The following is a 19,401-nucleotide window of genomic DNA, read 5'->3' as shown; positions in this document are numbered from 1 at the left end:
GACGAGGCATACGCTCCGAGCACGATGACGACGCAGCTGGAATCTGCGCCCGACGCCCTCCTCGCGCAGCGCGCGAAGGACGGTGACGAGCGGGCCTTCGGCGTGCTCATCCGCCGGCACTCGCCTTTCCTCGTCGCCTTCGCGACCCGCTACCTCGGCGGCTCGAGCGATGCCGACGACGTGGTGCAGGAGGCGCTCATCGCCGGGTGGCGGCAGCTCGACGAGCTCCGCGACCCCGCGCGCATCCGGTCGTGGCTCGCCACCTCGGTCGCGCGCCGGGCGACGGATGTGCTGCGCACGCGCGCGCGTCGCGACGTGCGGCCGCTGCCCGATGAGGAGCGCCCCTCGCTCGCGCCGCTGACGGAGGCGGTGGCAGAGGGCCGCGCAGCGACGCGCGCGCTCGGCGACGTCCTGGCAGCGCTGCCGCAGGACCAGCGAGAGGTGTGGCTGCTGCGCGAGATGGCCGAGCTCTCCTATGACGAGATCGCCGAGCGGCTCGACGTCGGCGTCGCGACCGTGCGCGGCCGCCTGGCTCGCGCTCGGGGCGCGGTGCTCGCGGCGATGGAAGAGTGGAGGTGACCATGGATGACACGATCGGAGAGTCCGGCCGGACGCTCGAAGAGCTGTCCGACTACTTCGACGCGGGCAGGTCTCCAGCGATCGACGCGATCGAGCAGGATCCCGAGTGCAGGGCGATGCTCGCATCGATGGAGCGGATGTCGCGGCTCACCCGTGCCCTCGCGGCCGAGGAATCGCGCGTCGTCGAGTCCAGCTGGGTCGATCGCGTGCTCGCGGTCGTCCGCGACGAGGTGCGCGCGGGTCGCGACCTGCCGCTCGAGACGATCGACGATCGCACGGAGACGACCGTCACCGAGGGCGCCCTCCGCGAGCTCGTCCGGCGCGCGGGCGACGAGGTCGACGGCGTGCTCGTCGGCAGCGTCGAGCTGCGCTTCGACGAGCAGCAGGAGCCGCACGTGCGCGTCACGATCGGCGTTCGCTTCGGGTCGCCCATGCGCGAGCGCGCGGACGACGTGCGCTCGAGGATCCGCACCGCGCTCGCGGCGCACGCGCCGACGCCGGTGCAGCAGGTCGACGTCGTGATCGACGACGTCTTCGAAGCGGGGGTGCCGGATGCCTGAGAGCCCGCAGCGCGTGGCAGAGCTCGTGGACGCGGCGGTGGCCGCGCTCCCCGGCGTGGCCCGCGCCTATCGCGCCGTGCCGACCGCGGCGGGCAGGGCTGCGCCCTCGAGCGTCCTCGCGCACGTCACGCTCCTGCCCCGTCGCGTCGCGGTGAGCGTCGGCGTCACCGAGGCCGACGACTCCCGAGTGGTCGCAGCGAGCGTCGCGGGCGCCGTGCGCGCCGTCCTGCCGGAGGACTGGAGTGATGCCGCGGTGCGCGTGCAGGTGCGGCGCATCGAGCAGCTCGACCCGCCGCCCGAGGGTTGAGGCCGGACGACACCGGCGCTCGGCGCGGCCCCACGCGCGAAGTGGGATGATGGATGCGATGCCTGCTCTGCGCGAAGCCCACCCCCTGAACGCTCGCACCGGCCAGTCCCGCCTGGTGCGCGCGTACCGCGGCGACCGTCCGGAGATCACGCCGGTCTGGTTCATGCGCCAGGCGGGTCGCTCGCTGCCCGAGTACCGCGAGCTGCGCGCGCGCACCGACGGTCCCGCGCGCGACATGATCGACACCTGCCTCGTGCCGGAGCTCGCGAGCGAGATCACGCTCCAGCCCGTGCGCCGCCACGGCGTCGACGCCGCCATCTTCTTCAGCGACATCATGGTGCCGCTGCGGCTCGCGGGGGTCGACGTGAAGATCGAGCCCGGTGTCGGGCCCGTGGTGGCCCAGCCCATCCGCACCCCCGACGACGTCGAGCGGCTCGTGGCCAACGACCCGGCGATGCTGGATGCAGCGCTCGAGCCGGTGCGCGAGGGCGTGCGCCAGACGGTGGCTGGGCTCGCTGAGATCGGCGACGGCTCGACCCCCCTGATCGGCTTCGCCGGTGCCCCCTTCACGCTCGCCGCCTACCTCGTGGCCGGCCGCCCCTCGAAGGACCACCTCGAGGCGCGCACCCTCATGCGCTCGCACCCCGAAGCCTGGGATCGCCTCACGCGCTGGGCGGCCGACGTCACCGGCCGCTTCCTGCGCGCGCAGGTCGAGGAGGGCGCGAGCGCCGCGCAGCTGTTCGACTCGTGGGCGGGTTCGCTGCCGCTCGACCAGTACCAGCAGCACGTCGCCCCTGCCTCGCGCGTCGCGCTCGACGCCGTGCGCGAGCTGACCGACGCATCCGGCACCCGGGTGCCGCTCGTGCACTTCGGCGTCGGCGCGGGCGAGCTCTACGGCGCGATGGATCTCGACGTCGACGCCGTCGGTGTCGACTGGCGCGTCTCGCTCGACACCGCGCTCGAGCGCATCGGCAGCGACCTCACCGTGCAGGGCAACCTCGACCCGGCAGTGCTCGGCGCGCCCTGGGAGTTCGTCGAGGCGGCGATCGACCACGTGCTGATGGCCGGATCCGTCGCCCGAGCGCACGTCTTCAACCTCGGCCACGGGGTGCCGCCGAGCGCCGACCCCGCGGTGCTGACGCGCATCGTGCAGGCGGTGCACGAGCGGTGACCGAGCACAGCGCCGCTGCCGCTGCGCCCGCCGGCGCTCCCGAGCCCGGCACGGGGGCGGATGCGTCGGCGCGCGACGAGCGCTCGCGGTTCGACACGATCGTGGCCGGTGCGGGCATCGCGGGGCTGACGGTCGCGCACGACCTGGCGGCGCGCGGCTACCGGGTGCTCGTGCTCGAGGCCGCCGACCGCATCGGCGGCACCGCCGCCAAGCTCGAGCTGCCGGGCATCGGAGGCGCAGCGGGCAGCGGCGGGCGGGCCGGCGCGCTCGCGATCGACGCCGGCGCCGAGTCGTTCGCGGTGCGCGGCGGTGCGGTCGCGGCGCTCGCGACCGAGCTCGGCCTCGGCGACGCGATCGTCGACCCCAATCCGGCAGGCGCCTGGCTGCAGCTGGCCGATCGCGCGGTGCCGCTCCCGAAGCGCACGCTGCTCGGCATCCCTTCGACGCCGCTGGCGCGGGATGTCATCGACGCGCTCGGCTGGGGCGGCGCGCTGCGCGCCTACCTCGATCGACTGATGCCCGTGCTGCGCATCGGCACCGACGACGCGCTCGGCCCGCTCGTGCGGCGCCGCATGGGTCAGAAGGTGCTCGACCGCCTCGTCGCGCCGCTCGCGGGCGGCGTGTACTCGGCCGACCCCGAGCTGCTCGACGTGGCGACGGTGGCGCCGGGCCTCAACGGCGGCGTCACGCGCGCGGGATCGCTCTCCGGCGGGGTCGCCTTCGTGCTCGAGGAGCGCGCGCAGGCTGCCGGCGGTGGTGGCGACGCGAAGCCCGGCAGCGCGGTGCAGGGCCTGCGCGGCGGCATCCACCAGCTGCCGGAGCGCCTCGCCGAGCGGGCGGTGGCGCACCACGCCGAGATCCGCACGGGTGTGCGCGTGCTCGGCGCGACCGAGACGGCGACGTGCTGGGCGGTCGAGACGGATGCGGGCACGCACCACGCGTCGTCGCTGGTCGTCGCGCTCCCGGAGGCGGCTGCGCGCGCGCTGCTGTCCTCGCCGGCTGCCCTTCGACACGATGAGCGCCTTGGGCGCGCATCGGCTCAGGGACCGGAGCCGGAGCCCGCGCCGCAGGCGCCCCCGTTGGCTGAGGAGCCCGCGCCGCAGGCACCGCCGTTGGCTGAGGAGCCCGCGCCGCAGGCGCAGGCGTCTCGAAGCCCGGTCGTCGAGCTCGTCACCCTCGTCTTCCCGCCCGGCGCCATCACCGGCGACCCGCGCGGCACGGGCGTGCTCGTCGCGGCCGACAACCGCAGGGTGCGCGCGAAGGCGATGACCCATGCGACCGCGAAGTGGCCGTGGCTGCGCGAGGCTGCCGCCGGCCGCGAGATCGTGCGCCTGTCCTATGGCGCCGGCACCGACGTGCCGGCGACCGAGCCGCTGGACGATGCGGCCGCCGCCGAGCTCGCCCTCGACGATGCCCGCGCGATCTTCGGCACCGCGCTGCCGAGGCCGGTCGCCAGTGCCCGCGTGCGCTGGCACCAGGGCCAGCCCTCGAGCATCATCGGAGGCCGCCGCCGGCAGCAGGAGCTGCGCAATGCGGCCGCAGAGCGCGACAACCTCTTCGTCGTCGGCGCCGCCGTCGCAGGCACGGGCCTCGCCCAGGTCGTGCCCGACGCGCGCAGGACGGCGCTCGAGATCCGGCGCGAGCGCTTCGCCGTCGAGGGCACGCCCTGGACGGCCGACATCGCGCCCGACGAGGCCATCGCGCCCGACGCGGCCGAGCCGGCCGGCGCATCCGACACCACACCAGCAGCAGGACGAGGAGAGGCATGAGCGAGCAGAGCACGCACGCCCACGAGGCACCCCAGGCCGAGATCGGCGACGGCTACGCGATCTGGGCGGTCTTCCAGCGCGGCACCGGCGTGCCCGCAGACGGTGACGCCCGCGTGCCGCTCGCCGAGGTGCTCGACGAGCTCGCGGCCGAGGGCATCGTCACGCGCGGCGTCTACGACGTCTCCGGCATGCGCGCCGACGCCGACGTGCTCGTGTGGATGCACGGCGCGAAGGGCGCGGGCACCCCGCCGGAGGCGCTGCAGTCGGCCGTCCGCCGCGTGCGCCGCTCGCGCGAGCTCGCCGGCACCACGCAGGTCTGGGGCGCGATGGGCGTGCACCGCGACGCCGAGTTCAACAAGCGCCACGTGCCCGGCTTCCTGCGCGACGTCGAGCCCAAGCGCTGGGTGAGCGTCTACCCGTTCGACCGCTCCTACGACTGGTACCTGCTGCCGGCCGAGGAGCGCAGCCGGATGCTCGCCGAGCACGGCCGCGCCGGGTCGGCCTACCCCGGGGTGATCGCCAACACGGTCGCGGCGTTCGCGCTCGGCGACTACGAGTGGATCCTCCCGCTCGAGGCAGACGAGCTCACCGAGCTCGTCGACATGATGCGCGACCTGCGGGCGGTCGACGCCCGCCTGCACGTGCGCGAGGAGACCCCATTCTTCACGGGCCGCCGGATCGCGGCCGACGAGATCGAGGAGGTGCTCGCGTGAGCGAGTCGATGGAGCAGGTGCAGCAGCCCGCAGGCGGGTGCTGCGGTGGCGGATGCTGCGGTGGCGGTCAGGCGGAGGCCTCGGCCCTGGGCGCGGAGGCGCTGCAGCTGCAGACGCAGCAGCAGCAGGCCCAGCAGGAGAGCGAGCGCCGCGAGACGAAGGCGCCCGCCGCGACCGGCGTGCACATCGAGCCCGGCGCCGCGGTGCCGAGCGCGACGCCCGCCGCGCAGACCGGCCCCGAGCACGTCGAGGAGCCGGTCGCGTACGACGGCATCCTGCTGTCGGGCTTCGGCGGACCGGAGGGCCAGGACGACGTCATCCCGTTCCTCCGCAACGTCACGCGCGGCCGGGGGATCCCCGACGAGCGGCTCGAGGAGGTCTCGACCCACTACCGCCACTTCGGCGGTGTCAGCCCCATCAACCAGCAGAACCGCGACCTGAAGGCCGCGTTCGAGGCCGCGCTCGCCGATGCCGGCGTCGACCTGCCCGTCTACTGGGGCAATCGCAACTGGGCGCCCTACCTCGACGAGGCGCTGCAGGAGGCCGCCGACGCGGGAGCCTCGAAGCTGCTCGCCATCCCCACCTCGGCCTACTCCTCCTACTCGTCGTGCCGGCAGTACCGCGAGGACTGGGCCGACGCGCTCGAGGCCACCGGCCTGCAGGCGTCGATGCAGATCGACAAGGTGCGGCAGTTCTTCAACCACCCCGGCTTCCTCGCGACCTTCGTCGACGGCGTGCGCGCCACGGTCGCCGAGGCGCGGGCCGCCGGCTTCGCCGACGCTGAGGTCGAGGTGCTCTTCGCGACCCACAGCATCCCCACCGCCGACGCGGAGCGCTCCGGCGCGCCCGACCTGCACCAGTGGGGCCCGGGCGGCGGCTACGAGGGCCAGCACCTCGCCGCCGCCGAGTGGGTCATGGCGGAGGCGGCGCCGGGCGTCGCCTGGCAGCTCGTCTACCAGTCGCGCTCGGGGCCGGCGTCGCAGCCGTGGCTCGAGCCCGACATCAACGATGCGATCGACGAGCTCGCCGAGGCCTCGAAGCAGGCGGGCGGCGAGGGCGGCCGCAAGGCGATCGTGATCGTGCCGCTCGGCTTCGTCAGCGACCACATGGAGGTCATGTGGGACCTCGACGAGGAGGCCATCGAGACGGCCACCGAGGCTGGCCTGTGGGCGCGTCGCGCGCCGACGCCCGGCATCGACCCGCAGTACGTCGGCGCGCTCGTCGACCTCGTGCAGGAGCGGCTCGAGGGCCGGCCGGTCGCTGACCGCAAGGCGGTCACCTCGATCCACACGTGGTACGACGTGTGCCGTCCGGGCTGCTGCGAGAACCCGCGCCTCGGCTTCCGCCCGGCGATCGCCGGGCTGCAGCCGTGAGCGCGCCGATGGCGGTCCGGGACCTCTTCCACCGAGCGGGACCCGGTGCACCGGGTCCGTGCGGGCGGAACGGGTCCCCGAGGAGCGAGCGATGAGCGCCACCGCGCCGCTGCGGGTCGGCACGCGCGGCTCGGCGCTCGCGATGGCGCAGTGCTCGGCGCTCGCCGCGCGCTTCGCCGGCGAGGTCGAGCTCGTGCCGATCACGACGCAGGGCGACACCGATCGCTCGTCGCTGCAGCAGCTGGGCGGCACTGGCGTGTTCGTGTCGGCGCTGCGCGACGCGCTGCTCGACGGCACCGTCGACGTGGCGGTCCACTCGATGAAGGACCTGCCGACGAAGCCCGCTGAGGGCATCGAGCTGGCGGCGGTCGCGAAGCGCGAGGACGCCCGCGACGCGCTCATCGCCCGCGACGGCCTCTCCTTCGCTGACCTGCCTGAGGGCGCGAGGATCGGCACCGGCTCGCCCCGCCGAGCCGCGCAGCTCCGGCTCGCGCGCCCCGACGTCGAGATCGTCGACATCCGCGGCAACGTGCCGACCCGCATCGCCCGCGCGCTCGGCGACGCCGAGACGGGGGAGGGCGGCGACCTCGATGCCGTCGTGCTGGCGCTCGCTGGCCTCAAGCGCCTCGGGCTCGAGGCGAAGGCGACCGAGCTCCTCGACCTGATCGACTTCCCGACCGCGCCCGGGCAGGGCGCCCTCGCGGTCGAGATCCGCGCGGGCGACGCGGCAGCGCGCACGGCCGTCGCGAAGACCGACCACGCCTCGACGCGCGCCGCGACCGACGCCGAGCGGCGCGTGCTCGCGGGCCTCGAGGCCGGATGCGCGGCGCCGCTGGCCGCGCACGCCGAGGTCGCGGACGGCATGCTCTTCCTCGCCGCCGTCGCGTACGCGACCGATGGCTCGAAGAAGCTCAGCGCATCCCACGCCTACACGCTCGACGCCACCTCGGCATCGGAGCTCGCCGAGGCGGCGCGCGACGTCGCCGACCGGGCGGTGTCCGAGCTGATGGACGCCGGCGCCGCCGACCTCATCCACTGAGCGGTCGGTCTGCGCGCATGATCGATCCCACGCAGAGCAGGCACGTCCGCGTCCTGATCCCGCGCGGCGGCAGCTGGGGCGACGACGTCGCCCAGCGCGTCACCGAGGCCGGCTTCGAGCCGCTGATCCTGCCGCTCGTGCAGCTCTCGCCCGCCGAGGATCAGCAGCAGCTGCAGCTCATGCTCGACCAGCTCGCCGCGGGCCGCTTCGACTGGCTCGTGGTCACCAGCCAGTCGACGGTGCGGGTGCTGCCGCGGGTGCCCGTCTCGACCTCGGTCGCCGCGGTCGGCTCGGTCACCGCGGCGGCGCTGCGCGAGCGCGGCGTGCCCGTCGCCTTCATCCCGACGAAGCAGTCGGCCGCCGGTCTCGTCGACGAGTGGCCCATCCGCTCGGGCCGGGTGCTCTGGCCGCACGCGCTCGACGCGAAGCCGACGATCGCCGACGGCCTGCGCCAGCACGGCATGCAGCTGAGCGAGGTCGTCGCCTACCGCACCACCCCGATCTTCCGCTCCGCCGAGCAGCTGCTCGAGGCGGCGCACACGGGCGTCATGCCCGTGATCGATGCGGATGCGCTGCGGCGCCGCGAGGAGGCCACCGCGGCCGGGCAGGATGGGGACGAGGGCGTGCTGACCGCCGTCGAGCCCGCGGAGACCCCGATCGACGCGGTGCTCGTGACCTCTGGGTCGGTCGCGAAGCAGGTGGCGCGGCTCGGGCTCGCCGCCAGCACGAGCATCATCGCGATCGGCGAGCAGACGGCCGAGGACTGCCGTCGCGCCGGTCTGCAGGTCGCGGGCATCGCGAAGCAGCCGAGCGCCGCGGGCCTCGTGGCCGCGCTGCTCGCGGCTGCGCCGACCGCACGCACCTGACGCGGCCGGAGCGTGCGGCACGAATCGCCGACCTCGTGCGCCAAGGGCGACCTGGTGGACCGGGTCGCCCTTGGCGCAAGGGGTCGGGCTCCTGCGCGTGGAGCGCCGGCGCACCGCGCCGCATCGCATCGCGAAGCGCGGGCGCGCCTGGCGCGCCCGGCGCGCGGCGTAGCCTGGCCGCATGGCTGACACCGATCGCGAAGCCGCGAATCCTGCGCTCGACGCGCTCAGCGCATCCGGCCTCGAGCACGAGGTGACGCGCCACGGCCGAGTCGGCTCGCTCGCCGAGGCGGCGGCCGCGCGGGGCGTGACGCCCGCCGACATCATCAAGACGATGGTCGTGCGGCGCGGAGAGGGCGATCACCTGCTCGTGCTCGTCCCGGGTGACCGCACCATCTCGTGGCCGAAGCTGCGCGAGCTGCTGGGCGTCAAGCGCCTCTCGATGCCTGATGCTGCGGAGGCGCGCACCGTGACGGGCTTCGAACGCGGCACGATCACTCCCTTCGGCACGACGCAGCAGCTGCCCGTCGTCGCCGACGATCGGGTGCGTGGCCGCCGCGTCTCGATCGGCGCCGGAGCCCACGGCGTCGCCGCCACGCTCGACGGCGACGCGTTGATCGCGCACCTGGGCGCGCGGGTCGCCGACGTGACCGAGGCCGAGCAGCCGCGCTGACTCGGGGTCAGGTGAGGCGGCGCTCCAGCCGCACGGTGACGGTGTCCCCGAGCTCCTTGTCGAGCTGCTTGCGCAGCTTGGCGCTCAGGGAGAGCATGTGCCCGCCGGTGCCGGTCACCATCAGCCCGACGTTCGGCAGCGCGATGCCGTCGACGGATGCGTCCACCCGCACCGCGCGCTTGGTGCCGAAGAGCTCGGCAGAGCCCGGAACCTCGACGCAGGACCACAGCTCGCCCTTGACGTCGACGCCGATGGGCGCGGTGAAGGTGACATCGAGCGGCGTGGGTTCGGTCATGGCACCATCCTGGCGCGCCGCTCGCCCATGCGGCGCACCAGCACCACCGAGTCGTCCAGCGTCGCGGGTGATCCGTCGGGCGCCGTGATCGAGCGCTCCCGCCGCTCGCACGCGAGCACCTCCCACCGTGAAGCGTCCAGCTGCAGCGCCGCGAGATCGCCCTCGGGCGTCGGGAAGGGGTGCGTGCGCGCCATCTCGGGGTCGGCCCACGAGGGCGCACCGGCGTGCGCGACGACGAGCAGGTGCCCGCCGGGCGCGACGAAGCCGGTCGCGCGGTGCAGGATCTCCTCCCGCGGGATCACAACCGGCCACGACTGCAGGAACGACGCGCTCACCAGGTCGTGCGCATCCGTCGTCTGCCACGTCGCGAGGTCGCCGGCCTCGAGGTGCAGGTCGGCGGTGCGGATGCCCGCGGCGGCTGCCGCGGCACGCGCGCGCTCGATCGCGGTCGGCGAGAGGTCGACGCCGGTGACGCGCCAGCCCTGCTGCGCCAGCCAGAGCGCGTCGCCGCCCTCGCCGCAGCCGAGGTCGAGCGCCCGGCCGGGCGTGAGCGTGGCCGCGACGTCGGCGAGCACCGCGTTGACGCGGCCCGACCAGATGCGGTCGGCGTCGGCGTAGCGCGCCTCCCAGAACTCGGCAGCAGCCGTCGTCCCGCTCACGCGCGAGCTCCCGCGGCCCCGGCGTCCGCATCCGAGCCCTCGCTCGTCGCTCGCACCGCGAGGTCGAAGTCGGCTTCGACGAGCGCGCCGTTCGCCGCGCCGCCCGCCATCGCCCCCGCTGCCATCGCGATGGGCACGTTGGCCATCGGGTTCACGACGTTGCCAACGCCCCAGATGCGCTCGTGGCTCGTCCTGCCGGCGAAGTCGACGGTCAGGAAGGAGCCGAGGCCGAACGGCTGCTCGGTGCGCGCGAGGTCGAGGTCGGCGAGGAAGCCGTCGTGCGGCCGCGGGGCGCCGGCTGTGAAGATCGCGCCGACCTCGGTCACGCGCCCGTCGGCGGTGCGCACGCCCGTCACGGCGTCGCCGTCGCCGAGCACCTCCACCACGGGCGAGGTCTCCACCTCGACGCCGCGCGAGCGCAGCCGCTGCGCATCGGCGGCGTCGATCTCACCTGCCGCGGCGGAGAAGAGCACGACCCGATCGCTCCACTGGCGCACGAGCCGCGCCTGGTGCAGCGCCATCGGCGAGGTCGCGATCACGCCGATGCGCCGATCGCGCACCTCCCAGCCGTGGCAGTAGGGGCAGTGGAGCACGCTGGTGCCCCAGCGCTCGGCGAGGCCGGGGATGGCGGGGAGCTCGTCGGCGATGCCGGTGGCCACGATGAGCGCTCGCGTGCGCTCGGGTGCCGCGCCCGACACCGCGACCGTCAGGCGCGCATCCGCCTCACCTGCGCTGGTGGGCGCACCCGCGGCGATCTCGCTCACGCGCTCGACCGTGCCCTCGCGGACCTCGACGCCGTAGGCGGCGACCTCGGCGCGGCCGCGGCCCACGAGCTCGGCGGGTGCCGTGCCCTCGTTGCCGAGCACGCCGTGCATGTGCGCGGCGAAGCGGTTGCGCGGCGAGCCAGCGTCGATCACGAGCACGCGCCGACGGGCGCGTCCGAGCATGAGCGCCGCGGAGAGGCCGGCGGCGCTGCCGCCGACGACGATGGCATCCCACGCGGGGGAGGAGCCCGAAGCGCTCGGGCCGGAGATCAGGTCTGAGGAGTTCATGGCTCCATTGCATCGCGGGGCATGAGAGAATCGCAAGCGCGCTTGCAGAATTGGCAAGCACCCGAAGCACAGAGGAGCGAGCGGATGCGCGAAGCGCTGGAGCAGATGGGCCCGCGGCTGCGCGCGGTGCGGCACGACAAGGGCTGGACGCTCGACGAGCTCGCCGCCCGTGCCGGCATGTCGCCGAGCACGCTCTCGCGCCTGGAGTCCGGCAAGCGCCAGGCGAGCCTCGAGCTGCTGCTGCCGCTCACGCGCCAGCTGGGCATCCGCATCGACGACCTCATCAGCGTCGAGGCGCCCGACCCGCGCGTGCGCCGCCCGGCGATCCGCCGCGACGGGCTCGTGATCGCGCCGCTCGCGCCGGAGGGCTCGGCCGTGCACACCTACAAGATCACCTACCCGCCGCTGCGCGAGCTGCCCGAGCTGCGCGTGCACGACGGCTACGAGTGGCTCTACGTGCTCTCCGGGCGCCTGCGGCTGCGGCTCGGGGAGCAGGATCTCGTGCTCACGCGCGGCGAGGCCGCCGAGTTCGACACCCGCATCCCGCACGCCATCCACGCCGCGGGCGGCAAGCCCGCGCAGGTCATCAGCATCTTCAACGACGACGGCGTGCGCATGCACACGCACGTCGGCGGGGCCGTCGCGTCGGCGGAGGACGCGCCGGTCGCCGACTGAGCCGAGGCACGCCTGCAGCAGCGCCGCGTTCCGGCAGTACCCAGGTGCCGCCCCGAGCGGGCGCCGACGGGACCGCGGTCCGATGCGGTGCCGGATGCCCGTGCCTAGCGTGGAGGGCATGGAAGAGGTGGGCACATGATCACAGCGACAGCGCTGACGAAGCGATACGGCAGCACGGCTGCCGTCGACGGCGTCGACTTCACGGTGAGGCCCGGTCAGGTGACCGGATTCCTCGGGCCGAACGGGGCGGGCAAGTCGACGACGATGCGGATGATCGTGGGGCTCGATCGGCCCACGAGCGGCAGCGTGCAGGTGAACGGCCGGCCCTACCTCGAGCACCGCGCGCCGCTGCGCGAGGTGGGCGTGCTGCTCGACGCGCGCGCCGCAGCCTCCGGCCGCACGGCCTACAAGCACCTGCTCGCCATCGCGGCCACCCACCGGATCGGTGCGTCCCGGGTGCGCGAGGTCATCGGCCTCGCCGGGCTCGACCCCGTCGCCGGCAAGCGCGTCGGCGGCTTCTCGCTCGGCATGCGCCAGCGCCTCGGCATCGCGGCGGCGCTCATCGGCGACCCGGCGACGATCATCCTCGACGAGCCGGTCAACGGGCTCGACCCCGAGGGCGTGCGCTGGGCGAGGACCCTGCTGCGCGGCCTCGCGGAGGAGGGTCGCACCGTGCTGCTCTCGTCGCACCTGATGAGCGAGATGGCGCAGACGGCCGATCGCCTCATCGTGATCGGGCGCGGCCGGATCCTCGCCGACGACGCGATCGGCGACGTCATCGCCGGCGCGACGCGCTCGGTCGTGCGGGTGCGCACCCACGCGGCCGCGCAGCTCACCGAGGCGGTCGCCGGGCCGGAGGTCACGGTGACCGTGCTCGAGGACGGCGCCCTCGACATCGCGGGCCTGACCGCTGAGCAGGTCGCGGTCGCGGCCGCCGGCGCGGGTATCGTGCTGCACGAGATCGCGTCGCTGACCGGCTCGCTCGAGCAGGCCTACCTCTCGCTCACCGCGGGAGCCGTCGAATACCGCTCGGCATCCGCCGCGACCACAGGAGCAGACCGATGACCGCCACCTCGCTCGAGCGCACCACCACCGCCGAGCAGCACGACAGGCTCCGCTTCGTCGACCTCGTGCGCTCCGAGGCCATCAAGCTCACGAGCCTGCGGTCGTCCGTGGGGCTCCTCCTCTCGATCGTCGTCCTCGGCATCGGCGTGAGCGTCGCGCTCGGGCTCACGCTCGAGAGCGCCGGCCTCCCGGCCGGGCCGTCCGCCGGCTTCATGCTCGACCAGGTCACGATCGGCACCGTGCTGTTCGGTCAGCTCATCGCCGGGGTGCTCGGCGTGCTCGTCATCACCGGCGAGTACGCGAGCGGCACCATCCAGCCCACGCTCACCGCGGTGCCCGCGCGACTCAGGGTGCTCTCCGCCAAGGCGGTCGTGGTCTTCGCGAGCGTGACGGCAGCGGCGCTCATCGCGATGCTCGGCTCGTGGGCGGTGACCTACCCGATGCTCGCGACGCACGGCATCGAGATCGGCCTGGGCGCCGAGGGCGTCGTGCCCGCGCTGCTCGGTGGCGCCGTGTACGTCGGCCTCGCCGGCGTCCTCGGCCTCGGCATCGGCACGCTGCTGCGCTCGGTCGCGGCAGGGGTCGCGGCCGTCGTCTCGGCCATCCTCCTGCTGCCGATCGTGCTGTCGGTGCTGCCCGCATCCGACCTCGTGCGCAACCTGCACCTGCTCACGATGTCGAAGGCCGGCGACGCGATGGTGAGCGGCGTCGACGCCCACGGCGGGTTCTTCGACCTGGCCGCCGGCTACGTGAGCACCGGCGCCGGCTGGCTGATCGCGACGGTCTGGGCGCTCGGCTTCCTCGCCCTCGGCGCGCTGGCGCTGCGCAGGAGGGACGCCTGATCCCCCTGCTGGGCACGCGCGGCGCCTCGCCCGAGGCGCCGCGCACTGCCGCGCCCGCAGGCGGGCAGCGGCGACGACGGGTCTCGGATGCGGTGCTCATCACGGCCTACGCCGCAATGGCCGCTGGGATGGCCGTGCTCTCGCTCGAACCGCCGTTCGTCACGCCGCTGTGGTCGATGGTGGCGCTCGTTGCAGGCGGGTTCGCCGCGCTCGCGGTGCGGCGCCGGCATCCGCGCACGGCGTTCGCGGCCGCGATGGCGCTGCCGGTGCTCTCGTTCGCGGGCGGCTCGGGCGCCGAGGCGCTGCTCGCCGTCGTCGCGGTGCACGCCGCTGGGGTGCGCTGCAGCGCCGGTCGCGCCTGGCTCGCCTTCGGCATCGCGGCGGCCGCCGGCGCGCTCGGGGCGCTCGCGCTCACGCTGCGCACGCGGCTCGGGCCGCCGATCCTCGGCATCGCGCCGCCCACGCTGCCGCGCGACACCCTGCTCGACTGGGTCAACGTCTTCGCGCTCGTGACCGGCGTGCTGCTGATCGCCGCGCTGCTCGGCATGAACACCGGGCATCGGCGACGCCACATCGCCGAGCTCGTCGACCGCGCCGAGCGCCTCGCGCGCGAGCGCGACCAGCAGGCCGAGATCGCGAAGGCGCTCGAGCGGGAGCGGATCGCGCGGGAGATGCACGACGTGATCGCCCACAGCCTCTCGGTCATGGTCGCGATCTCCGACGGCGCGCACGCCTCGATCGAGCAGCGCCCGGAGGAGGCGAAGCGAGCGATCGGGCGCGTCGCGGAGACCGGCAGGCGCACCTTGGGGGAGGTGCGTCGCCTGCTGGGCGCGGTGCGCGGCGAGGCTGCTGCAGGTGGTGCTGCTGCCGAGCACGACCGGGGAATGGTGCGGGACGCGCCACAGCCGGGCGCGGCAGACCTGCCGGCCCTCGTCGCCGAGATCACGGCCGCCGGTCTGCCCGTGCGGCTCGCCGTGACGGGGGTCGCCTCGACCGACCCGGCCCTCGGTCTCACCATCTACCGGATCGTGCAGGAGTCGCTCACGAACGCCCTCCGGCATGCGCAGGGCGCGGGCTCCGCCTCCGTGGCGATCACCTGGGAGCCGGACGAGGTGCGGATCGCGGTCACCGACTCGGGCACGGGAGCTGCTGCACCGTCGCAGCCGGGCCGTGGCATCCTCGGGATGCAGGAGCGCGCTGCCCTCTTCGGCGGCACGGTCGAGTCGCGGCGGCTCGCTGCAGGCGGCTGGCGCGTCGACGCCCGGCTGCTGCGAGAGGAGCAGGCTCGATGAGGGACGAGATCAGGGTGCTGCTCGTCGACGACCAGGAGCTCGTGCGCTACGGCTTGCGACTGATGCTCGACGCTCGGCCGGGCCTCGTCGTCGTCGGCGAGGCGGGCGACGGTGCGGAGGCGATCGACGCGGTCGCCCGGCTGCAGCCCGACGTGGTGCTGATGGATGTGCGGATGCCCGGCGTCGGCGGCATCGAGGCGACGCGGCGCATCACCGAGCTGCGGCCGGACGCGCGGGTGCTCGTGCTCACGACCTACGACCTCGACGACCATGCCTTCGGCGCGCTCAGCGCCGGTGCCTCCGGCTTCCTGCTGAAGGATGCGCGGCCCGACGACCTGGTCGCCGCCATCCGAGCCGTGCACGCGGGCGACGCCGTCGTCTCGCCGCGCATCACCGCGAGGCTCATCGAGGTCGCGGCGCCGCACCTGGGCGCGCATCGCCCCGGCGACGGCCGGGCACCCGATGCCGACGCGGCCCTCGGCGAGCTGACCCCGCGCGAGCGCGAGATCTTCCTTCTCATCGGGCGGGGCGCCACCAACGGCGAGATCGCCGCGTCGCTCTTCCTCAGCGAGTCGACCGTGAAGGCGAACGTCGGCCGCGTGCTCTCGAAGCTGCACCTGCGCAATCGGGTCGAGGCGGTCATCCGCGCCTACGAGCTCGGCGTCGTCGGCTGACGCCCTCAGGGGCCGGTCACCAGTCGATAGCCCATGCCGGCCTCCGTCAGGATGTGCTTCGGTGCCGCGGGCCGTGGCTCGAGCTTCTTGCGCAGCTGCGAGATGTAGATGCGCAGGTAGCCGGTGTCGCGCACCTCGGCGGTGCCCCACAGCTCCGTCAGCAACTCGGCGCGGGTCACCAGGCGACCCTCGGCCCGGGCGAGCTGCTCGAGGATGCGCCACTCGGTCGGGGTGAGGCGCACGCGCTCACCGCCGCGTGCGACAGCCTTCGCGCCCAGGTCGATCTCGGCGTCGCCGACCCGCAGCACCGGGGCCGCGTCCACCCCGCCGCGGCGCCGGCCGAGCGCGCGCAGCCGCGCCAGCAGCTCGTCGATCTCGAACGGCTTGGTCACGTAGTCGTCGGCGCCGGCGTCGAGCGCCTCGACCTTGTCGGCCGATCCCGTCCGGCCGGACACGACCAGGATGGGCACCTCGCTCCAGCCTCGAAGCGCCGCGATGACGTCGATGCCGTCGACCGCCGGCATGCCGAGGTCGAGCATCACGATGTCGGGGCGGATCGTCGCGGCCATGCGGATCGCCTCCTGGCCGTCGACGGCCGTCTCCACCTCGTAGCCGACGCTGCGCAGCGTCAGGCGCAGCGCCCGCACGATCTGCGGATCGTCGTCGACGACGAGCACCTTCACGAGCCCGCCTCACCCGCATCGGCGGCTCGCCGCAGCCGCACCACCATCGTCAGCCCGCCACCCGGCGTGGTCTCCGCGGCGAGCTCACCGCCCATCGCCTCGGCGAAGCCGCGCGAGAGCGCGAGGCCCAGGCCCAGTCCGGTGTCGTTGTCGGTATCGCCCAGGCGCTGGAAGGGTACGAACGCGCGATCGCGCTCGTCGGGCGCGATGCCCGGCCCGCGGTCGGCGATGCGCACCTCCACCGCCTCGCCGAACGCGCTCGCGACGATGGTGACCGGCACCCGTGCCGGGCTGTGCCGCATCGCGTTGCTCAGCAGGTTGACGAGCACGCGCTGCAGGAGGACCGGATCGGCCACGACCTGCGGCACCGCGCCCAGCTTGAGCGCGATCGCGTCCGGCGAGGCGCCGACCTCGTCGAGCGCCGGCGCGATGGCGTCCTCGACGTCGATCGCACGCGTCGCGACGGCGAGCGCGCCCGCGTCGATGCGGCTCACGTCGAGCAGATCGGTGACGAGCGCGCCGAGGGTCGCGAGGCTCTCGCCGGCGGTGGCGAGCAGCTCGGCGCGGTCGGCCTCGCCCAGGCTGATCGTCGAGGATCGCAGGGCACCGACGGAGGCGGTCGCGGCGGCGAGCGGTCGGCGCAGGTCGTGGCTGACGGCGCGCAGCAGCGCCGAACGCACGCGATCCTGCGCGGCGAGCGGCTCGAGCTCGGAGGCGATGGCGGCGACGGAGCGGTGCCGCAGCGAGGCAGCGAGCTGGTGGACCACGACGTCGAGGATGCGGCGCTCGCCCGCGTCGAGCATCCGCCCGTGCAGCTCCAGCATCGAGTCGTCCCCCACCGGCACCGTGGTGGGCGCGCGCCCGCTCTCGCCAGCGCCGTCGGCCGGCTCGCCGTCGAGGGCGACGACGCGCTCGCCCTGCAGCAGCCGCACGCCGGTGAGCCCGAGCGCCTCGCGCGTGCGCGTCAGCGCCACCTGGATCGAGCCCTGACCGCCGAGCACGCCGCTCGAGATCGCGGCGAGCAGCTCCGACTCCGCCGCCGAGCGACCCGCTGCGCGCGTGGTGCGGGCGGCGCGGTCGACGACCCAGCTCACCAGCAGCGCACTCACGAACAGCACCACGACGGCCACCACGTGCCACGGCTCGGCGACCACGAACGTGAAGCGCGGCTCCACCAGCACGACCAGGAACAGCACGCCGGCCAGCAGCGCGGCGAACGTGGCGGCCCAGATGCCGCCGACGAGCGCCACGACCACCACCCAGAGCTGCAGCAGCAGCGCATCCGCGGTCACCGACGCCTGCTCGCTCCCGGCGTCGAGCATCCAGGTCAGCATTGGCACGCCCAGCACGGCGAGCGCCCAGCCGGCCAGCTGCCGCCGTCCCGACAGCGGCGCGTGGGCGAGCGACGGCAGCCTGCGACCCCGTGCGGCGGCAGCGTGCGCCACCGTGTGCACGTCGATGTCGCCGGACTCGCGCACCACGGCCTGCCCGATGCCGGGACCGGTGAGGGCGGTCTGCAGCCAGCCGCGGCGGCTCGCGCCGACCACGAGCTGCGTGGCGTGGCTGGCGCGCGCGAACTGCACGAGCGCCTTGGGCACGTCGTCGCCGACCACCGTGTGGAACGAGCCCCCCAGCCGCTCGACGAGCGCGCGCTGCGCGGTGATGGCGGCGAGGTCGCGGTCGACGAGGCCGTCCTGCCGCTGCACGTGCACCGCGAGCAGGTCGCCGCCGGAGGAGCGCGCGGCGATGCGCGCGCCGCGCTTCAGCAGCGTCTCACCCTCGGGGCCGCCGGTGAGCGCGACGACGACGCGCTCGCGGGTCTCCCAGGTCGCGTCGATGCCCTGCTGCTCGCGATAGCGCTGCAGCGCCTGGTCGACCTCGTCGGCCAGCCACAGCAGCGCGAGCTCGCGCAGCGCCGTGAGGTTGCCGAGCCGGAAGTAGTTCGACAGCGCCGCGTCGACGCGGGCGGCGGGGTAGACCTCGCCCGCCTCGAGCCGCGCTCGCAGCGCCTGCGGCTGCAGGTCGACGAGCTCGACGCGATCGGCGTCGCGCAGCACCGCATCCGGCACGGTCTCCCGCTGCCGGACGCCGGTGATCTGCTCGACGACGTCGCCGAGCGACTCCAGGTGCTGCACGTTGACGGTGGAGATCACGTCGATGCCGGCATCCAGCAGCGCCGCGACATCCTGCCACCGCTTCTCGTGCGCTCCGCCCGGTGCGTTCGTGTGCGCCAGCTCGTCGATCAGCGCGACCTCCGGTGCCCGCCGCAGCACCGCATCCAGGTCCAGCTCCTGCAGCTCCACACCGCGGTGCTGCACCCCGCGCGTCGCCACCTGCTCGAAGCCGTCGAGCAGCGCGGCGGTCCCCGCGCGGCCGTGGGTCTCGACGACGCCCACCACGACATCGCGCCTCGCGGCCAGCAGCTGGTGGCCCTCCTCGAGCATCGCGAACGTCTTGCCGACGCCGGGCGCGGCGCCGAGCAGCACGCGCAATGCACCGCGGGCCACGGTCACCTCCCAGTGAGCTCGTCGAGCGCCAGGTTGAGCTCGAGCACGTTCACGCGCGGCTCGCCGAGGATGCCGAGGTCGCGCGGGGCGATCCTACGCTCCACGAGCTCGCGCACCTCGCTCGTCGGCAGGCCGCGCGCCTCGGCGACGCGAGGCGCCTGCAGCAGGGCGTAGTCGGGCGAGATGTGGGGATCGAGGCCCGAGCCGGATGCGGTGAGCGCGTCGGCCGGGATCGCCGCCGCCTCCACGCCCTCGAAGGCAGCGATGGCGGCCCGGCGCTCGACGATGGCGGTGATCAGATCGGGATGCTCCGGCCCCAGGTTGGAGCCGCTGGATGCGCCGCCGTCGTAGCCGTCGCCGGCCGCCGAGGGGCGGCCCTGGAACCACTCCGGCAGCGGCTCACCCTCGGCGTCGAGCCAGGACTGGCCGATGAGGGCGGAACCGACGACCTGCCCCTCGCGCTCGACGAGCGAGCCGTTCGCCTGCGCCGGCAGCAGCAGCTGCGCGACGCCGGTGACGGCGAGCGTGTAGGCGATGCCGAGCACGACGGTGGCCAGCGCGAGGGCGCGGAGGGCGGTCAGGTGGGTCTTGAGCGCGGTGCGCACGA

The 19,401-nt window shown here is 74.6% G+C and carries 21 protein-coding genes; 15 read left to right on the top strand and 6 right to left on the bottom strand.

Going from position 1 to position 19,401, the window contains the following annotated elements; all coding sequences use genetic code 11:
• Positions 1–24 precede the first annotated feature (24 nt).
• The 10 genes from BQ6202_RS12240 to BQ6202_RS12195 all read left to right on the top strand — a co-directional run bounded on the left by BQ6202_RS12240 (position 25) and on the right by BQ6202_RS12195 (position 9,050).
• Positions 25–579, top strand: coding sequence for an RNA polymerase sigma factor (locus BQ6202_RS12240; RefSeq protein ID WP_072315163.1), 555 nt, complete (start codon positions 25–27; stop codon positions 577–579).
• Positions 580–581: 2 nt separating this feature from the next.
• Positions 582–1,139 (top strand): hypothetical protein, encoded by a 558-nt coding sequence (locus tag BQ6202_RS12235; protein ID WP_072314688.1) that lies wholly within the window; start codon positions 582–584, stop codon positions 1,137–1,139.
• Positions 1,132–1,446, top strand: coding sequence for a hypothetical protein (locus tag BQ6202_RS12230; RefSeq protein WP_072314687.1), 315 nt, complete (start codon positions 1,132–1,134; stop codon positions 1,444–1,446). Before BQ6202_RS12235 ends, BQ6202_RS12230 begins: the two co-directional genes overlap by 8 nt.
• 58 nt (positions 1,447–1,504) lie before the next feature.
• Positions 1,505–2,617 (top strand): uroporphyrinogen decarboxylase, encoded by a 1,113-nt coding sequence (gene hemE / locus BQ6202_RS12225; RefSeq protein WP_072314686.1) that lies wholly within the window; start codon positions 1,505–1,507, stop codon positions 2,615–2,617.
• A complete protein-coding gene (locus BQ6202_RS12220) occupies positions 2,614–4,386 on the top strand; it encodes a protoporphyrinogen/coproporphyrinogen oxidase (RefSeq protein WP_072314685.1) in 1,773 nt (590 codons plus the stop codon). Before hemE ends, BQ6202_RS12220 begins: the two co-directional genes overlap by 4 nt.
• Positions 4,383–5,099, top strand: a complete 717-nt coding sequence (gene hemQ, locus BQ6202_RS12215) for a hydrogen peroxide-dependent heme synthase (protein ID WP_072314684.1) — start codon at positions 4,383–4,385, stop codon at positions 5,097–5,099. Before BQ6202_RS12220 ends, hemQ begins: the two co-directional genes overlap by 4 nt.
• The gene (locus BQ6202_RS12210) at positions 5,096–6,472 is read left to right on the top strand and encodes a ferrochelatase (protein WP_234946206.1); all 1,377 of its coding nucleotides are present in this window, start codon (positions 5,096–5,098) and stop codon (positions 6,470–6,472) included. The genes hemQ and BQ6202_RS12210 overlap by 4 nt, the downstream gene beginning before the upstream one ends.
• A gap of 91 nt (positions 6,473–6,563) precedes the next feature.
• On the top strand, positions 6,564–7,511 hold the full coding sequence (gene hemC / locus BQ6202_RS12205) for a hydroxymethylbilane synthase (RefSeq protein ID WP_072314683.1): 948 nt from the start codon (positions 6,564–6,566) through the stop codon (positions 7,509–7,511).
• Between the two features lie 17 nt (positions 7,512–7,528).
• The gene (locus tag BQ6202_RS12200) at positions 7,529–8,377 is read left to right on the top strand and encodes a uroporphyrinogen-III synthase (protein ID WP_072314682.1); all 849 of its coding nucleotides are present in this window, start codon (positions 7,529–7,531) and stop codon (positions 8,375–8,377) included.
• Between the two features lie 181 nt (positions 8,378–8,558).
• A complete protein-coding gene (locus tag BQ6202_RS12195; RefSeq protein WP_072314681.1) occupies positions 8,559–9,050 on the top strand; it encodes an aminoacyl-tRNA deacylase in 492 nt (163 codons plus the stop codon).
• A 7-nt stretch (positions 9,051–9,057) separates the two neighbouring features.
• On the opposite strand, the gene BQ6202_RS12190 is transcribed toward BQ6202_RS12195, so the two are convergent.
• The 3 genes from BQ6202_RS12190 to BQ6202_RS15160 are packed head-to-tail and all read right to left on the bottom strand — an operon-like array spanning position 9,058 to position 11,056.
• The gene (locus BQ6202_RS12190) at positions 9,058–9,345 is read right to left on the bottom strand and encodes a DUF1905 domain-containing protein (protein ID WP_072314680.1); all 288 of its coding nucleotides are present in this window, start codon (positions 9,343–9,345) and stop codon (positions 9,058–9,060) included.
• Positions 9,342–10,004 carry a class I SAM-dependent methyltransferase gene (locus BQ6202_RS15165; RefSeq protein ID WP_072314679.1) on the bottom strand — a complete coding sequence of 221 codons (663 nt, stop codon included), beginning with the start codon at positions 10,002–10,004 and terminating at the stop codon, positions 9,342–9,344. The genes BQ6202_RS12190 and BQ6202_RS15165 overlap by 4 nt, the downstream gene beginning before the upstream one ends.
• Positions 10,001–11,056, bottom strand: a complete 1,056-nt coding sequence (locus BQ6202_RS15160; protein ID WP_072314678.1) for an NAD(P)/FAD-dependent oxidoreductase — start codon at positions 11,054–11,056, stop codon at positions 10,001–10,003. Before BQ6202_RS15160 ends, BQ6202_RS15165 begins: the two co-directional genes overlap by 4 nt.
• A gap of 84 nt (positions 11,057–11,140) precedes the next feature.
• On the opposite strand from BQ6202_RS15160, the gene BQ6202_RS12175 reads away from it, so the two are divergent.
• The 5 genes from BQ6202_RS12175 to BQ6202_RS12155 all read left to right on the top strand — a co-directional run bounded on the left by BQ6202_RS12175 (position 11,141) and on the right by BQ6202_RS12155 (position 15,604).
• A complete protein-coding gene (locus BQ6202_RS12175) occupies positions 11,141–11,731 on the top strand; it encodes a helix-turn-helix domain-containing protein (protein WP_072314677.1) in 591 nt (196 codons plus the stop codon).
• A gap of 135 nt (positions 11,732–11,866) precedes the next feature.
• Positions 11,867–12,796, top strand: a complete 930-nt coding sequence (locus tag BQ6202_RS12170) for an ABC transporter ATP-binding protein (RefSeq protein ID WP_072314676.1) — start codon at positions 11,867–11,869, stop codon at positions 12,794–12,796.
• Entirely contained in the window at positions 12,793–13,638 is an 846-nt protein-coding gene (locus BQ6202_RS12165) for an ABC transporter permease subunit (RefSeq protein ID WP_072314675.1), read from the top strand. Before BQ6202_RS12170 ends, BQ6202_RS12165 begins: the two co-directional genes overlap by 4 nt.
• A 134-nt stretch (positions 13,639–13,772) precedes the next feature.
• Complete coding sequence (locus BQ6202_RS12160) at positions 13,773–14,930, top strand: sensor histidine kinase (RefSeq protein ID WP_200792255.1); 1,158 nt, start codon at positions 13,773–13,775, stop codon at positions 14,928–14,930.
• Positions 14,927–15,604 carry a response regulator gene (locus BQ6202_RS12155; RefSeq protein WP_072314673.1) on the top strand — a complete coding sequence of 226 codons (678 nt, stop codon included), beginning with the start codon at positions 14,927–14,929 and terminating at the stop codon, positions 15,602–15,604. The genes BQ6202_RS12160 and BQ6202_RS12155 overlap by 4 nt, the downstream gene beginning before the upstream one ends.
• A gap of 5 nt (positions 15,605–15,609) precedes the next feature.
• On the opposite strand, the gene BQ6202_RS12150 is transcribed toward BQ6202_RS12155, so the two are convergent.
• Genes BQ6202_RS12150 through kdpC form a run of 3 tightly spaced genes read right to left on the bottom strand, consistent with a single transcriptional unit; the run spans position 15,610 to position 19,399 of the window.
• The gene (locus tag BQ6202_RS12150) at positions 15,610–16,287 is read right to left on the bottom strand and encodes a response regulator (RefSeq protein ID WP_072314672.1); all 678 of its coding nucleotides are present in this window, start codon (positions 16,285–16,287) and stop codon (positions 15,610–15,612) included.
• Positions 16,284–18,794 (bottom strand): sensor histidine kinase, encoded by a 2,511-nt coding sequence (locus BQ6202_RS12145; RefSeq protein WP_072315161.1) that lies wholly within the window; start codon positions 18,792–18,794, stop codon positions 16,284–16,286. The genes BQ6202_RS12150 and BQ6202_RS12145 overlap by 4 nt, the downstream gene beginning before the upstream one ends.
• 2 nt (positions 18,795–18,796) lie before the next feature.
• Entirely contained in the window at positions 18,797–19,399 is a 603-nt protein-coding gene (gene kdpC / locus BQ6202_RS12140; protein WP_072314671.1) for a potassium-transporting ATPase subunit KdpC, read from the bottom strand.
• Between the last annotated feature and the right edge of the window lie 2 nt (positions 19,400–19,401).

This window comes from Agrococcus sp. Marseille-P2731 (assembly GCF_900117395.1).
Classification (GTDB): Bacteria; Actinomycetota; Actinomycetes; order Actinomycetales; family Microbacteriaceae; genus Agrococcus.
The sequence above is the reverse complement of the archived record's forward strand: the minus strand, read 5'-3'. Positions and strand labels throughout refer to the sequence as shown.